General features: G+C 70.7%; 11 protein-coding genes. 8 read left to right on the forward strand and 3 right to left on the reverse strand.

Annotated features, from left to right (window positions below; translation table 11 throughout):
- The first annotated feature begins 5 nt into the window (after positions 1-5).
- The 4 genes from ON26_RS23260 to ON26_RS23275 all read left to right on the forward strand — a co-directional run bounded on the left by ON26_RS23260 (position 6) and on the right by ON26_RS23275 (position 2,832).
- The gene (locus ON26_RS23260) at positions 6-509 is read left to right on the forward strand and encodes a dihydrofolate reductase (RefSeq protein ID WP_040798560.1); all 504 of its coding nucleotides are present in this window, start codon (positions 6-8) and stop codon (positions 507-509) included.
- A gap of 148 nt (positions 510-657) precedes the next feature.
- Entirely contained in the window at positions 658-984 is a 327-nt protein-coding gene (locus tag ON26_RS23265) for a cupin domain-containing protein (RefSeq protein ID WP_040798562.1), read from the forward strand.
- A gap of 16 nt (positions 985-1,000) precedes the next feature.
- Entirely contained in the window at positions 1,001-2,035 is a 1,035-nt protein-coding gene (locus ON26_RS23270; protein WP_040798511.1) for a Dyp-type peroxidase, read from the forward strand.
- On the forward strand, positions 2,032-2,832 hold the full coding sequence (locus ON26_RS23275; RefSeq protein WP_040798513.1) for a family 1 encapsulin nanocompartment shell protein: 801 nt from the start codon (positions 2,032-2,034) through the stop codon (positions 2,830-2,832). Before ON26_RS23270 ends, ON26_RS23275 begins: the two co-directional genes overlap by 4 nt.
- A gap of 12 nt (positions 2,833-2,844) precedes the next feature.
- Here ON26_RS23275 and ON26_RS23280 read toward each other — a convergent pair whose 3' ends face one another.
- Positions 2,845-3,156, reverse strand: coding sequence for a PIN domain-containing protein (locus ON26_RS23280; RefSeq protein WP_040798514.1), 312 nt, complete (start codon positions 3,154-3,156; stop codon positions 2,845-2,847).
- A gap of 71 nt (positions 3,157-3,227) precedes the next feature.
- Between ON26_RS23280 and ON26_RS23285 the strand changes: the two genes are divergently transcribed.
- Together ON26_RS23285 and ON26_RS23290 are read left to right on the forward strand one after the other, a co-directional pair.
- Positions 3,228-3,758, forward strand: a complete 531-nt coding sequence (locus ON26_RS23285; RefSeq protein ID WP_040798515.1) for a hypothetical protein — start codon at positions 3,228-3,230, stop codon at positions 3,756-3,758.
- Between the two features lie 93 nt (positions 3,759-3,851).
- Positions 3,852-5,342 carry a TerD family protein gene (locus ON26_RS23290; RefSeq protein ID WP_169333762.1) on the forward strand — a complete coding sequence of 497 codons (1,491 nt, stop codon included), beginning with the start codon at positions 3,852-3,854 and terminating at the stop codon, positions 5,340-5,342.
- Between the two features lie 95 nt (positions 5,343-5,437).
- Here ON26_RS23290 and ON26_RS23295 read toward each other — a convergent pair whose 3' ends face one another.
- On the reverse strand, positions 5,438-6,052 hold the full coding sequence (locus tag ON26_RS23295; protein WP_040798518.1) for a TetR/AcrR family transcriptional regulator: 615 nt from the start codon (positions 6,050-6,052) through the stop codon (positions 5,438-5,440).
- A 69-nt stretch (positions 6,053-6,121) separates the two neighbouring features.
- Between ON26_RS23295 and ON26_RS23300 the strand changes: the two genes are divergently transcribed.
- Together ON26_RS23300 and ON26_RS23305 are read left to right on the forward strand one after the other, a co-directional pair.
- Positions 6,122-6,682 (forward strand): peroxiredoxin-like family protein, encoded by a 561-nt coding sequence (locus ON26_RS23300; protein WP_040798519.1) that lies wholly within the window; start codon positions 6,122-6,124, stop codon positions 6,680-6,682.
- Between the two features lie 229 nt (positions 6,683-6,911).
- On the forward strand, positions 6,912-7,517 hold the full coding sequence (locus ON26_RS23305) for a YHS domain-containing protein (protein ID WP_040798520.1): 606 nt from the start codon (positions 6,912-6,914) through the stop codon (positions 7,515-7,517).
- Between the two features lie 58 nt (positions 7,518-7,575).
- Here the strand turns inward: ON26_RS23305 and ON26_RS23310 are convergent.
- Positions 7,576-14,235: non-ribosomal peptide synthetase (locus ON26_RS23310; protein WP_040798522.1), on the reverse strand; the 6,660-nt coding region annotated here is incomplete at its 5' end.

Genomic DNA, 14,235 nt, shown 5'->3' on the forward strand with positions numbered 1-14,235 from the left:
CGATCGTGTCCACCCGCACCATCGGCCTGATCTGGGCGCAGAGCCCCGAGGGCGTCGTCGGGTTCGAGAACACCATCCCCTGGCGCGTGCCGGAGGACATGGCCAATTTCCGCACCGTTACCTGGGGACACCCGGTGATCATGGGCCGCAAGACCTGGGATTCGCTGCCGCCGAAGTTCCGCCCGCTGGCCGGACGCCGCAATATCGTGCTCACCCGGCAGCCGAACTGGTCCGCCCCCGGCGCCGAACGCGCCGGTTCGCTGACCGAGGCGCTCGCGCTGACCGAGCCGGAGTCGGTGTGGGTGGCCGGCGGAGCGGAAATCTATGCCACCGCAATGGATTTCGCGACCGAGCTGCTGGTGACCGAGGTGCAGGTCAGCGTCCAGGGGGACGCGCACGCACCGACCATCGGCCCGGAATGGCGGTTGCTGGAATCCGAGCCCGAGCGCGTCTCGTCCACCGGGCTGCGCTTTCGCATCGATCGTTACGTGCGCCGGACCCGCAGCTGAGCGGGACCGGCGCGCGAGCTGTCGCGGGTGGGTGGGCAAAGCGGGCACGCCCGTGCGAGCGGTCCGGCATACTCCAAGAACACCGGTGGCGCCGGCTCCGTCTCCGGCAGATGTGGACGCGAACACAGATCTCGGGAAAGGCATTCCCATGGACAAGAAGTCGCTGACCGCCCTGGCTCGCCAGCAGCTCAAACTGGCCACCACCGCATCGAGCGGACGCAGTTCGCAAACCGTCTACGGCGGGCACACCCACGCTCTGCGCCAGACTGTGGTCGCCCTCACAGCGGGCCAGAGCCTGGCCGAGCACGACAACGGCGGCGACGCCACCATCTACGTCCTGTCCGGCACATTGACGCTGATCAGCGGTCTCGACGAGTGGAAGGGATCGGCCGGCGACCTGATCGTGGTGCCCAAGGCCAGGCACAGCGTGAAGGCCGACGACGACGTCGCGTTCCTGCTGACCGTGGCGATCTGACCTCTAAGCTGTCGGCATGGGTGAGCCGCAGCCGATCCTCGAACCGCTCACGCCTGCCGCCATCTTCCTCGTCGCCACCATCGACGAGGGTGGCGAGGCGACCGCGCGCGACCTGCTCGAGGACCTGCCGGGCCTACGCCGCTCGGTCGGGTTCCGGCTGCCCGGCGCGAATCTCAGCGTTGTCGCATCGATCGGCTCACAGGCTTGGGACCGGCTGTTCACCGGTCCCCGCCCGGCCGAGCTGCACGTACTGCCGGAGTTCGCGGGTGCGGTTCATCGCGCGCCGTCCACCCCGGGCGATCTGCTCTTCCACATCCGCGCCGAAGTGCAGGACGCCTGCTTCGAGCTGGCGATGACCATCGCCGACCGGCTGGCGGGCGCGGCGACCATCGTCGACGAGACCGTCGGCTTCCGCTATTTCGAACAGCGCGACCTGCTCGGCTTCGTCGACGGCACCGAGAATCCCGAAGGCGCCGAGGCCGTCGGCCACACGCTGATCACCGAGGCCGACGACCCGGATTTCGCCGGCGGCAGCTACGTGATCGTGCAGAAATACCTGCACCCGATGCGGGCGTGGCGGGCGTTGTCGGTCGAGGAGCAGGAACGGATCATCGGGCGCACCAAACTCGACGATTTCGAACTGCCCGACGACGTGAAGCCCGCCGACTCGCACGTCGCGGTGAACACCGTGGTCGACGAGAACGGCGCCGAGCGCAAGATCTTCCGCCACAACATGCCCTTCGGCAGTGTGCGCGAGGGCGAGTTCGGCACCTACTACATCGCCTATGCCGCCACCCCGACCGTCACCGAGACCATGCTCGCCCGCATGTTCGAGGGCACCGAGGACGCCCCCTACGACCGCATCCTCGACTTCTCCACCGCGATCACCGGCTCCCTGTTCTTCGCCCCGCCGCTGGACTTCTTCGACGACCTGCCCGACCCACCCGGCGCCGCCGCGGCCACCGAGCCGGCCGATACGCAGGCGCGGCCGCTCGGAGCGAATGCCGACGGCTCACTCGGTATCGGCACACTGAAAAGGAGCACCCCGTGAACAACCTGCATCGCGAACTCGCGCCGATCACCGGCGCGGCGTGGGCGGCCATCGAGGAAGAGGCGACCCGCACCTTCAAGCGCCACATCGCGGGGCGGCGCGTGGTCGACCTGTCCGGCCCGCACGGCGTCGACTACTCCGCGGTCGGCCTCGGCCGCACCACGACGATCGAGGCGCCCGATGAGGGTGTGCAGGCCCGTCAGCGGCTGGTCGCCCCGCTGGTCGAGCTGCGCGTGCCGTTCACGCTCGCGCGCGAGGAACTCGACAATGTCGAGCGCGGCGCCGACGACGCCGACCTGGACCCGGTGAAGGACGCCGCCCGCCGCATCGCCTTCGCCGAGGACCGCGCCATCTTCGAGGGCTACGCCGCCGCGGGTATCACCGGCATCCGCGCCGCCGCCTCCAACGATCCCCTCACCCTGCCCACCGAGTCGCGCCTGGTGCCCGAGGCCATCGCCCAGGCGCTGACCGAACTACGCCTGGCCGGTGTCGACGGCCCCTACTCGGTGCTGCTCAGCGCCGAGCTCTACACCGAGGTCAGCGAGACCTCCGATCACGGCTATCCCATCCGCGTGCACATCGAGCGCATGTTCCCCGACGGCAAGATCATCTGGGCCCCGGCCATCGACGGCGCCTTCGTCGTCACCACCCGCGGCGGCGACTTCGAGCTCACCCTCGGCCAGGACGTATCCATCGGCTACCTTTCCCACGACGCCGACACCGTCGACCTCTACTTCCAGCAGAGCCTGCAGTTCCGCGTCCACACCGCCGAGGCCGCCGTCGCCCTGCGTCGCTGAGGTCACGGCTCGTCAGCAGGCCCAGGGGTCGACGACCTCGACTCCTGTGTCGGCGAAATCCTTGACGTGTCGAGTGGCCGGCGTCGCTCCTCGGCTCGCTGCCGCGGTATCGAACCTTTCGATGCGTCCCTGGAGGTCTTCGTAGAGAACGGCGTCGATGCCGGTGACCGACGCGGTCTTGCGCCGTCGGCCGGGAAGCCGGCGCACGCTGTACCAGGGTTCGGCCGCTGTGATCGGGGTCGTCGCCAGACCTGCGGCAGGGTGCGAATCGAGCCAGTCGATCACCCGCTGTTCGGGACCGGCCTTCACGAGCTCGGAGAGCACGTCAACTCTCTGGTTCCAGTCCTCGGCCGGTGGCCGGTAGCGTGGCGGGCGAGAGGCGGGAGGCTGATCGGATGGCGATGGTTCGGGCCGGTGTGGTGCCGGGGCGGCGCACGGCGATCTACAGCGCGATCGGGTTCGCGCTGGTGGTCGTGGTGACGCTGGCGGTGGTGGCCGTATTCGGATGGGGCCGGGTGTTCACCGGATTGCTGGGCGGGGCCGTCGTGGGGATCGCGGCGCTGGTCGCGTTGTACAAGCGCGACGCGGTGGTGCTGACCGACGAGGCGATCGAGTTGCGTACACCGCTGACGCACGAGGTGGTGATGTGGGATCGGGTGGTCGGGGCGCGGTTCGCGCTCGACGAGCATGCGCGGTGGTCGCTGGCACTGGATCTCACCGGCGGTGACGAGGCGCACGGCGAGCTGGTGTTGCTGTCGATTCCGCCGGTGCGGCAGCCGCTGTCGGGCGCCTACGACCTGCGTAAGCGCGAGCAGGTGAACGAGATCCGGGAGTTCTTGCGGCGCAAGCGGGTCGCGGTCACCGTGTTGCCGGAGATCGCCGGGGCGCTGAGCGAGCACTGGAAGATCGCGCCGCCGACACACTGAGACCGCGCGCGGACGCGCGGGCCGATGACGCGCGCAGCCCCGCGTTCGGCGTGACGGGCCGGGGCCCGCTCGTATACGTTGGGTTGCGTGTCGATGATGAAGGGCGCCAATGTAGCGGTGCCGATGTCCGCGGTCCGCATCGAGCTGGGGTGGCAATCGGGTCCGGGTGTACCGGATGCCGACGCGTCCGCGTTGTTGCTGGTTGGCGGCAAAGTCCGCTCCGACAACGACTTCGTGTTCTACAACCAGCCCACGCATCCCTCCGGGGCGGTGCGGCACGAGGGTAAGCAGCAGGGACCGACGGTCCTCGACGTGCTCTCGGTGCAGTTGTCCACCGTCGAACCGCAGGTCGAGACCATCGTGATCGCGGCGTCCACCGACGGTGGCACATTCGGGCAGTTCCGTGGCCTCTACGTGCGTGTGCTCGACGCGGCGGGCGGCGCCGAGGTGGCCCGCTTCGACAGCACCGGCGCGACCACCGAGACCGCGTTCGTGCTCGGCGAGCTCTACCGCCGCCAGGGTGCCTGGAAGTTCCGTGCCGTCGGCCAGGGCTACGACTCCGGATTGGCCGGGCTCGCCACCGATTTCGGCATCTCCGTCGACGAGCCCGCACCGGCCGCTCCGCCGCAGCAGCAGTTCACCCCGCCCCCTCCGCCGCCCCTGCCGCCGCAGCAGTACGCCCCGCCGAACCAGCAGCAGTTCGCTCCCCCGCCGCCGCAGCAGCAGTACGCGCCGCCGCCCAACCAGCAATTCGCACCGCCGCCGAACCCCCAGTTCGCACCGCCCCCGCCGAACCCCCAGTTCGCGCCGCCCCCGCCGAACCAGCAATTCGCGCCGCCGAACCAGCAGTTCGCGCCGCCCCCGCCACAGCAGCAGTACGCGCCGCCACAGCAGAACCAGCAGTTCGCTCCGCCACCGCCGCCCACCGGTGGCGCGCCGGTGAACCTGAGCAAGATCTCGCTGACCAAGGAATCGCCCTCGGTCTCGCTCACCAAGCAGGGCGCCACCGGCGGCACCATGCGGATCAATCTGAACTGGACCTCCCAGCAGCAACCGCAGCGCGGCGGCCTGTTCGGCCGCAAGCGCGGCGGGGGCGGCCTGGACCTCGATCTGAGCTGCTTCTTCGAGCTCGCCGACGGCCGGATCGGCTCGGTGCGCGCGCTGGACCGTTCCTTCGGCGCCCTGGACCGCCCGCCGTTCATCCGCCTCGACCAGGACGACCGCACCGGCTCCAGCGCCACCGGCGAAAACCTCGACATCAACCTGGATTTCGCCGGGCAGCTGCGCCGCATCCTGGTGTTCACCTCGATCTACGAGGGCGCCAACGATTTCCGCGGCGTGCAAGCCACCGCCACGCTGTACCCGCGCAACTGCCCGCCGATCGAGATGACCCTCGACGGCTGCATGGACGATTCCCGCGACGCCGTGCTCGCCCACATCGAGAACATCAACGGCGAGCTCGTCGTACGCCGTGAGGGCACCTTCATCCGGCCGCCCGCCGGCCGCCCCGGCGCGGGCATCATCGAGATCGCCCAGCGCTACAACTGGGACTTCGGGTTCAAGGCCGGTCGCGGCAAGGACTGACCCGCCCGCCCAGGGAAACGGCCGCGTCGAGGCTTCTCGGCGCGGCCGTTTCGCGTGCGCGGGCCGCAGTGAGCACGACAGCGCCGCCTGCCTTTTCAGTGCGGACGCAACCCGCGCAGCACGATCGCCAAGCCGCCGCGGAACTCCTCCTCTGCCGACACGGTCCTCGCCGATCGAGCCGTCGCGACCAGGTGCGGAAATTCGTCCGCGGACATCTCGGCGAGGGCGGCCGTGCCGTCTCCGGCCAGCGAAGCGTAGTGCGCGTTGTGCAGGAAACCGAACAGGTAGCCGACAAGAGTCCGCTGGGCGATCACCCTGTCGACGCCATCGAAACCGGCATGGGTGAGCACGGTCAGCACGGCCTCCATCCAGCGCAGCCCACTGCGCGCGGACTGCCGGTGCGCCAGGAGCAGCGGAACCGTCTGGGGATGGGCTCCGACCGCGACGCGCACCCGCTCGGCCAGCATCTCGACCCGCTCCGCCCACGGCAGACCGGCGGGCACGGAGGTGTCGACCGCGCCGAAAACGCTTTCCACCACCAGCACTTCGAGCGCCCCGCGATCGGGTACGTAGCGGTACAGCGCCATTGTCGCCACACCGAGTTCCTTGGCGACCGCGCGCATGGTGAGAGCGGACAAGCCTTCCCGGTCGATCACCGCGAGGGCCGCGGCGGCGAGATCGCCGCCGGTCAGAGAGCGAGGACGAGGCACGGATTGACAGCGTACAAGATACGCGCATACTTGTTAGGCGTACTACGTACACCTACGAAGGAGCCCGGCATGCCGTTGATTTCCACCGTGCCCCCGCGGACGCTGACCGCCATCACCGGAGCCGAGGTGACCGTGCCGGACCCGGGCAGGCTCGTCCACCTGCAGTTCCGCCGCTTCGCCGGCTGCCCCGTCTGCCATCTGCATCTGCGCTCGATCGTCGCTCGCAGAGACGAGATCGACGCCGCCGGAATACGCGAGGTGGTCGTCTTCCACTCCACCGCCGACGCGTTGCGCAAGCACGAGGCCGATCTGCCCGTGGCGGTGATCGCCGACCCCGACCGCCGCCTCTACCGCGAATTCGGCGTGGAGACCGCCGCCCGCGCCGTCCTCGATCCGCGCGCCTGGCCCGGTGTCGTCCGCGCGGTGACCCACGCCGCCGTCGCCGCCGCGCGTCTGCGCCGCCCCGTTCCTCCGCTGCGTCCCGAGGGCGGCTCACTCGGGCTGCCGGCCGATTTCCTCATCGCCTCGGACGGCCGGGTAGTCGCGGCGAAACACGGCGCACACGCCGACGACCAATGGTCCGTCGACGAGTTGCTGTCGCTCGCGCCCGTCGGCCACCCGGCCCGGTGATCGGACCAGGCCCGGTGCGGGCGAGCGCACTGCTGTCCAGCGGACTGCTGGCGGGGGCCTTCTTCTACGGCGCTGTCAACGCGACCCCGCCGGAGAACCACCGCGCCCTCCTTGCCCGCTGGGAAGCGTTTCACTTCGCCGGAACCGCCTGTGCTGTATCCGCATTCGTCCTGCTCACCGGGGGCACGTCGCGCACCGGGAGCGACCGCGCAACGAAAGAAGAGAACTCATGATGACTGTCGAACTGTTCGTGGACACCGCGACGCCGCAGAGCGACGCACGATCGCAGGCCGAACGCATCCTGGCCGCGCTGACCACCCAGGAGGGTGCGCCGCAGGACGTTCTCGCCAAAGCCCGAGAGCTGACGCATGTGGTGATGCATCGCCCCGCCGTATGGGTGACCGGCGGGCCGGCCGAGCAGCCGCGCTATCTGGTGCGCATCACGGTGCCCGCGGCGTGGAGCAACGATCCGGGCTTCGCCTCGCACGTCGTGCCCGCGGTCACCGCCGCGATCGCAGGCGTCGAGCCGGACCCCGGGCGGCTGGAGCGTGAACCGCATTGCGTGGTCCAGATCGTCGGTGTCCGCGAGAACGGTCTCGGCGTGTTCGGCAGGCCGGTGTCGAGCACAGAGGTCACGCGCATGCTGACGCAGGACTTCCGCGACTCGGGCGCGGCGGTCGATGTGCCCGAGGGATACGCCGTCGACCCGGTGTGCGGGATGGCGGTCGACATCGCCTCGGCGCGATTCGATCTCGAGCACGACGGCGTGCGCCACGTCTTCTGCGCACCGGTGTGCCGGAAGGTGTTCGCCGAGGATCTCGGGCTGCCCGCATAAACGAGGCCGTGGGCCGTTGCCGATGATCGGCAGCGGCCCACGGCCTGTCGTGCGCGCCCTACTTCTCCGGAATCACCCGGACCGCGTCGTCGGCCGCGTCCGCGGACTCCCCGGCGGCGAGGAACCAGTGCGTGACCTCCCCTTCGGCCAGGTCGTCGGCGACCGAACCGGTGGGCAGCACCGAGAGCGCGCCCGCGATGGAGGTCGCGAGGAACTCGGTCAGCGCGGCCCGGCCGGCGTCGGCGGTGGTGTAGGTCGTCGACTCGTAGTCGATGTCCTCGCTGCGCCGGAGGCTGTCGCCCAGGTCGAGCGCTTCCTCCTGACTCAACGCGGCCGCAGCGCCGTCGACCAGTTCCACGAAGGCCGGATGCTCCTCGCCGAGCGGGCGGACCCGGTCGGCGTAGGACACCGGATGGCCTGCGGCAGTGGCGATCTCATCGCGCACCGACTGCTCGCCGAGGGCCACCCAGGCGATCCCGGCGTCCACGCGGGCCTCGCGGGTGACGCCGAAGCGGGCTCCCGCCGACTCCAGCGCCGCCGCGTCGAGTCCGGCGGCGAACAGCACGGCCGCACCGGCCTTCTGGACCGCCCACACCGCGACCACCGAATCCACCGACCGGGGCAGTGCCACCGCGACCACGTCGCCGGGGCCGACCCCGCGCCCGATGAGCACTCGCGCGAGCTGCGAGGAGCGCCGATCGAGTACGTGGTAGGCGATCTCGTTGTCACCGTCGAGCAGCGCGGGTGCTTCCGGATCGGCTTCGACGACCTCGGCGAGCACCTTCGCGACCGTCCTGGCCCCGAGGCGACCGGCCTCGGGAGCCTGCGCCCCGCTCGAGTCACCCAGCAGCGCCGCGCGTTCGGACTCGTCGAGGATGTCGATGTCGCCGACCGCGCCGACCGGATCGCCGAGCAGCGCGTCGAGCACCCGCAGCATCCGCTTGGCCAGCGTGCGGACCTCGTCCTCGGTGTAACGGCTGGTCAGGTACTCGAAGGTGATCTCGAGCTTGCTCTCCAGCAGCACCTGCAGGGTCAGCGGGTAGTGCGTGGAGTTGCTGACGCCGACGCCCGTCACCGACATGCCGTCGATGTCGGACGCCGCGGCGATCGCCTCGCGATCCACCGGGTAGGACTCGAACACGTAGAGGGTGTCGAACTGCGAGGCCACCCCGGCGGCGCGCTGGATATCGGCCAGACCGATGTAGTGGTGGTCGAGCAGATCGGCCTGTTCGCGCTGCACGCGGCGCAGCTGGTCACCGATGGCGGCGTGCTCGTCGATGCGCATGCGCACCGGCAGGGTGTTGATGAACAGACCCACCATCGTCTCGACGCCGGGCAGCTCGGCCGGGCGGCCGGAGACCGTGGTGCCGAACACCACGTCCGAGCGGCCGACGAGCCTGCCGACCAGGATGCCCCAGGCCGAGGAGACCAACGTGTTCACGGTGATGCCCAGCTCCGCGCAGTGCTTGCCCAGCCTGCGGGTCCGGTCCTCGTCGAGCTCGACGGTGACCTTGCCGGTCTCGTACTGCTCGACGCCCTTGGCGGGCGGCGCGAACTCGGTCGGCTCGGACAGCCCCTCGAAGGCCTGCGCCCAGATCCGCAGGGAGGCCTGCGGATCGCGGGCGGCCAGCCATTCCAGGAAGGTGCGGTAGGAGGCCACCGGCGGCAGCGCGGTGAGGTCGCCCCGCACCGCGTAGAACATCAGCAGGTCCTGCATGAGCAGCGGCATCGACCAGCCGTCCAGCAGCACGTGGTGGGTGGTGATGGACAGGTGCCACTGGTGCGCGGAGGTGCGGTACAGGGTGTAACGCACCAACGGCGGAGTGGCCATGTCGAATCGATCGGCCTGTTCCTGGGCCAGCAGCTTGCGCAGCTGGTCCATCCGCGCGCCCTGCGGCAGGTCGGTGAGATCCACCGCCCGCCACGGCACCTCGACATCGTCGAGGACCACCTGCACGGCCTGGCCCTCGGAGTCGGTGACGAAGGCGGTGCGCAGGTTCGGATAGCGGTCCAGAATCGCCTGCGCCGAGGCATGCAGGCGTTCGGTGTCCACCTCGCCGGTGAGATCGACCACGGCCTGCATCGTGTAGACGTCCACCGTGGCGGTGCTCATCAGCGCGTGGAAGAGCAGACCGGACTGCAGCGGGGTCAGCGGCCACACCTCGGTCATGCCGGGGTAGGTCCGCTCCCACAGTTCGATGTCGGTCTGGCCGACCCGCACCAGCGGCATGTCCGACGGGGTGAATCCGCCCGCGTCCGGCCGCTGCGCGTGCGCGGCGAACGCGGCCAGCGCGTCGCTCCACAGCTGCGCCAGCTCGCCTGCCCGCTGCTCGGTCAGCACGCCCGCCGGGAAGGCGAAGGTGGTGACCAGTTCCGCGCCCAGGGTGGTGGCGTCGATGTCGAGGACACCCGCGGCGGGCAGATCGCCCGAGCGCGCGTCCACGATCTCGGCGGGCAGCGCGCCGCGATAGCGGAAGCCGATCCCGCCCCGGGCGGGCAGCCCGAGCTGCGCGTAACCCACACCGTGATCGGGCACCGCCAGCAGCTGCTCCTTGACGGCCTTGACGAGCCGGCCGAGGGCGGAGCCACCGGCGAAGGCATCGTCGATGTCGGCCGCCGACAGTCCGGCCGCGGCCAGGTCCACACGCGCCGGGTAGGCGGTGTCGAACCAGCCGACGGTGGTCGCCAGGTTCGCGCCCGGCACCGATTCGTCGGCACGGCCGTGCGCGTCCAGGCGCAGCATCGGCAGTTCGGCCGTGCCGCGCCAGCGCGCCAGCGCCAGAGCGAGAGCGGCCACCAGCACGTCGTGGGCGCTGCTGCGGTACTTGCCCGCGATCCCGTCGGCATCGCCGGAGCCGAGAACCGCCGCGGCGATCTCGGCAGGGGTCTGCACCCGCACCCGGCGCACGGTCGCCGCGTTGTCGCGGACCGGGTCGAACGCACGGTCACCGATCGGCGCCTCGTCCGCCTCCGAAAGACCCTGCCAGTACGACAGTTCCGCGCTGCGGTCGAGTTCGGCGGCGTAGTGCGCCCAGCGGCGCAGCGTGGTGCCGGTCGCGGGCAGTTCCAGCGGCGCGTCCACGCCGAGGCGGGCGACCGCCTCGGTGATCTCGGCGCCGAGGATCCGCCAGGACGGCCCGTCCACCACGAAGCGATGCGCCACGACGAGCAGTTCGTCGGTGCGGTCGTCTTCGAAGGTGAAGAGCACGAACTGCGCCATCACGCCTTCGGCCGGATCGAGACGATCCACCGCCGCGGCCAGCTCGTCCTCGCGTAGCCAGTCGCCATCGGTGCCGCGGGCGACCCTGACCTCTCGAACCAGCGGCTCGACGTCGACCACGGCCAGCGCCTCGAACTCCCAGGCACCGCCGTTCTCACGCACCCGGGTGCGCAGCGCGTCGTGGCGTTCGAAGATCGCCTCGAGCGCTTCGAGCAAGGTCCACCAGTCCAGTGCCTGCGGCATCTCCAGCGTGGTGGCCTCGGCCAGGCCGTCGAAACGGCCCTGCGCCAGCAGCGCCGCCATCGCCGGGGCGATCGGGATCTCGCCGACGCCGCCGCCGGGCAGTTCCCGCAGCTCGGTGTCGGTGGCACCGGTGAGGGTCGCCACCTCCGCCAGTGCCGCGACGCTGCGCTGGTCGAAGACCTCACGCACGCTGAACGCCACACCGGCGGCCTTGGCGCGCGCCACCAGCTGGATGGACAGGATGCTGTTGCCGCCCAGGGCGAAGAAGTCGTCGTCCGCGCCGATCCGGCCGGATCCGGACTTCTCGATGCCGAGGACATCGGCGAACACCTCGGCCACGATCCGCTCGGCCGGCGTCGACGGCGCGCGGAAGGCGGCCTGCTCGAAGCTCGGCGCGGGCAGCGCCTTGCGGTCGAGCTTGCCGTTGGTGTTGAGCGGCAGAGCGTCGAGCACCACGAAGGCGCTGGGCACCATGTAGGACGGCAGGTCCTCCGACAGCGCGGACTGCAATGCCCGCCTGTCGAATTGCTCGGCCGTGACCGCGTGCGTGCCGGGCGCGGGGACCACGTAGGCGACCAGGCGATCGCCCAGGTTCGGGTCGTTGTGCGCCAGCACCGCCGCCGCCGACACCGAATCCTGGCGCAGCAGCGCGGCTTCGATCTCGCCGAGCTCGATGCGGAAGCCGCGGATCTTCACCTGGAAGTCGGTGCGGCCCCGGTAGTCGAGTTCGCCGTTGGCGGTCCAGGCCACCAGGTCGCCGGTGCGGTACATGCGGTCCCCGGCCGCGCCGAACGGGTCGGCGACGAACCGGTCGGCGGTCAGATCCGGTCGCGCGTAGTACCCGCGCGCCAACTGTTCGCCGGCCAGGTACAGCTCACCGGCGACGCCGACCGGCACCGGACGCAGGCGTGCGTCGAGCACGTAGACCCGGCTGTTCCACTCCGGCGCGCCGATGGACACCGAGCCGGTGTCGTGCTCGTCGACCCGGTGGCTGGTGATCGAGACCGCGGCCTCGGTCGGGCCGTACAGGTTGAACAGCGCGTCGGCGTTCGCCGCGCGGAAGCGCTGCGCGGTCGCGGCGGGCAGCGCCTCGCCGATGGCCAGAACCCGACGCAGGGACGGCGCCATCTGCTCGCCGGACTCGGTGAGCAGCGCGTCGAGCATGGACGGCACCACGTGCAGCGTGGTCACGCCGGTCTCGCGCATGAGCGCGTTCAGGTACGACGGGTCGCGATGACCGTCGGCGGAGGCGATGACCAGTGTGCCGCCGCTGACCGCTGCCGACCAGAACTCCCAGACCGAGAGGTCGAAGGTGGCGGCGGTCTTGAGCAGCACCGCGTCGTCGGCACCGAGGCCGAATTCGGCGGTCTTCCACTGCAACTGGTTGGCGATGGCCGCGTGCGGCACCGCGACGCCCTTCGGCACACCGGTCGAACCGGAGGTGAAGATGACGTAGGCGGTGTTCGCCGGGACCAGCGGGCGCACCCGCTCGCCGGCGGCGATCGGGCCGTCGGCGTAGCCGGACAGATCCAGCTCGTCGATGCGCACCGACGGCGCGGCCTCGTGCTCGAAGCCGTCGCGCGCGGTGGTCAGCACCCGGACCGGTGCGGCCGTGCCGAGGATGATCGCGACGCGCTCGGCGGGCTGATCCGGGTCGATCGGCACGTAGGCCGCGCCCGCCCTGGCCACCGCGTACATCGCGATCACCAGGTCGGCGCTGCGGCGGATGGCCAGCGCGACCCGGTCCTCGGCGCCGATGCCCTGGTCGATCAGGTAGCGCGCCAGGGTGTTCACCCGGGCGTCCAGCTCGGCCCAGGTCAGCGACAGCCGTTCCCCGGCCGCATCGGCGATCAGGGCGATCGCGTCCCGGTCGGCGTTCGCCACGGCCGCGTCGAACAGCGACACCAGGGTCGCGTCCCGATCGGTCGCGTGCGCGGTGTCGTTCCACGCCCGCAGGATCCGCTCGGACTCCTCGACGGCCAGCAGGTCGATATCGCCCACCGGCACCGTCTGGTCGGTGATCACGGTGTCGAGCACCCGCAGGAACCGGTCCACGAAACCGCGCACCGTCGACTCGTCGAACAGGTCGGTGGCGTAACCGAATTCGGCCACGATCTCGGCTGGGGCGCCGTCGGCGGCGTACCGGTCGAACACGGTGACGTGCAGATCGGTCTTGGCCAGCTGCGCGCCGAAGTCGACCGCGCTCACCGACAGACCGGGCAGCTCGAACGCCTGCTCGGCCAGGTTCTGGAACGACAGACCCATCTGGAACAGCGGGTTGCGCGCGGTCGAGCGCACCGGGTTGAGCACCTCGACCAGGCGCTCGAACGGCACGTCGGCGTGCGCGAAGGCCTGCAGGTCGCGTTCCCTGACCTCGGCGAGCAGGTCGGCGAAGGTGTCGCCGGAGCGCACCTGGGTGCGGAACACCAGGGTGTTGACGAACATGCCGATCATGTCGTCGAGTTCGCGCTCACCGCGGCCGGCGATCGGGGTGCCGACCGCGATGTCCTCGGTGCCCGAGAGCCTGGCCAGCAACACCGCCAGGGCCGCGTGCACGACCATGAACAGCGAGGCGTTGTTGGCCCGCGCCACCTCGTGCAGCTTCGCGTGCCGCTCGGGGTCGATCTCGAAGCGGATCGCGCTGCCGCGGAAGGACTGCATCGGCGGACGCGGCCGGTCGGCCGGAAGCTCCAGCTGGTCGGGCAGGCCCGCCAGCGCGGACTTCCAGTACTCGACCTGCTGAGCCGCCACCGATTCCGGATCGTCCTCGGTGCCGAGCACCTCGCGCTGCCACAGCGCGTAGTCGGCGTACTGCACCGGCAGCGGCGACCACTGCGGCGCCTCGCCCGCCGCGCGCGCCATGTAGGCGGTCATCAGGTCGCGCGCGAGCGGACCCATCGACGCGCCGTCGGCGGAGACGTGGTGGGAGACGAAGGCGATCACGTGCTGATCCGGAGCCAACCGGTACAGCGCGACCTTCAGCGGCACCTCGGCGGTGACATCGAAGGTGGTCATCACGAAGGCGATCACCGTGGCGATCAGCTCGGACTCGTCGATGTCCACCGGGCGCAGCGACGGGGTCGACTGCGAGGCGGGCAGCACGACCTGCACCGGCTCGCCGTCCACCGTCGGGTAGACGGTGCGCAGCGATTCGTGCCGGGCGAAGATGTCGGCCACCGCACGCTCCAGCGCGGCCACGTCCAGCTTGCCGGTCAGGCGCACCGCGAACGGCACGTTGTCGACCGCCGAGGCGCT

It is taken from the genome of Nocardia higoensis NBRC 100133 (assembly GCF_000308595.1).
GTDB classification, from domain to species: domain Bacteria; phylum Actinomycetota; class Actinomycetes; order Mycobacteriales; family Mycobacteriaceae; genus Nocardia; species Nocardia higoensis.

Excerpts from the sequence above, each read along its gene's own strand:
- ON26_RS23265 (WP_040798562.1), top strand. The coding sequence starts at position 658 with ATGGACAAGAAGTCGCTGACCGCCCTGGCTCGCCAGCAGCTCAAACTG.
- ON26_RS23270 (WP_040798511.1), top strand. The coding sequence starts at position 1,001 with ATGGGTGAGCCGCAGCCGATCCTCGAACCGCTCACGCCTGCCGCCATC.
- ON26_RS23285 (WP_040798515.1), top strand. The coding sequence starts at position 3,228 with ATGGCGATGGTTCGGGCCGGTGTGGTGCCGGGGCGGCGCACGGCGATC.
- ON26_RS23290 (WP_169333762.1), top strand. The coding sequence starts at position 3,852 with ATGATGAAGGGCGCCAATGTAGCGGTGCCGATGTCCGCGGTCCGCATC.
- ON26_RS23300 (WP_040798519.1), top strand. The coding sequence starts at position 6,122 with ATGCCGTTGATTTCCACCGTGCCCCCGCGGACGCTGACCGCCATCACC.
- ON26_RS23305 (WP_040798520.1), top strand. The coding sequence starts at position 6,912 with ATGATGACTGTCGAACTGTTCGTGGACACCGCGACGCCGCAGAGCGAC.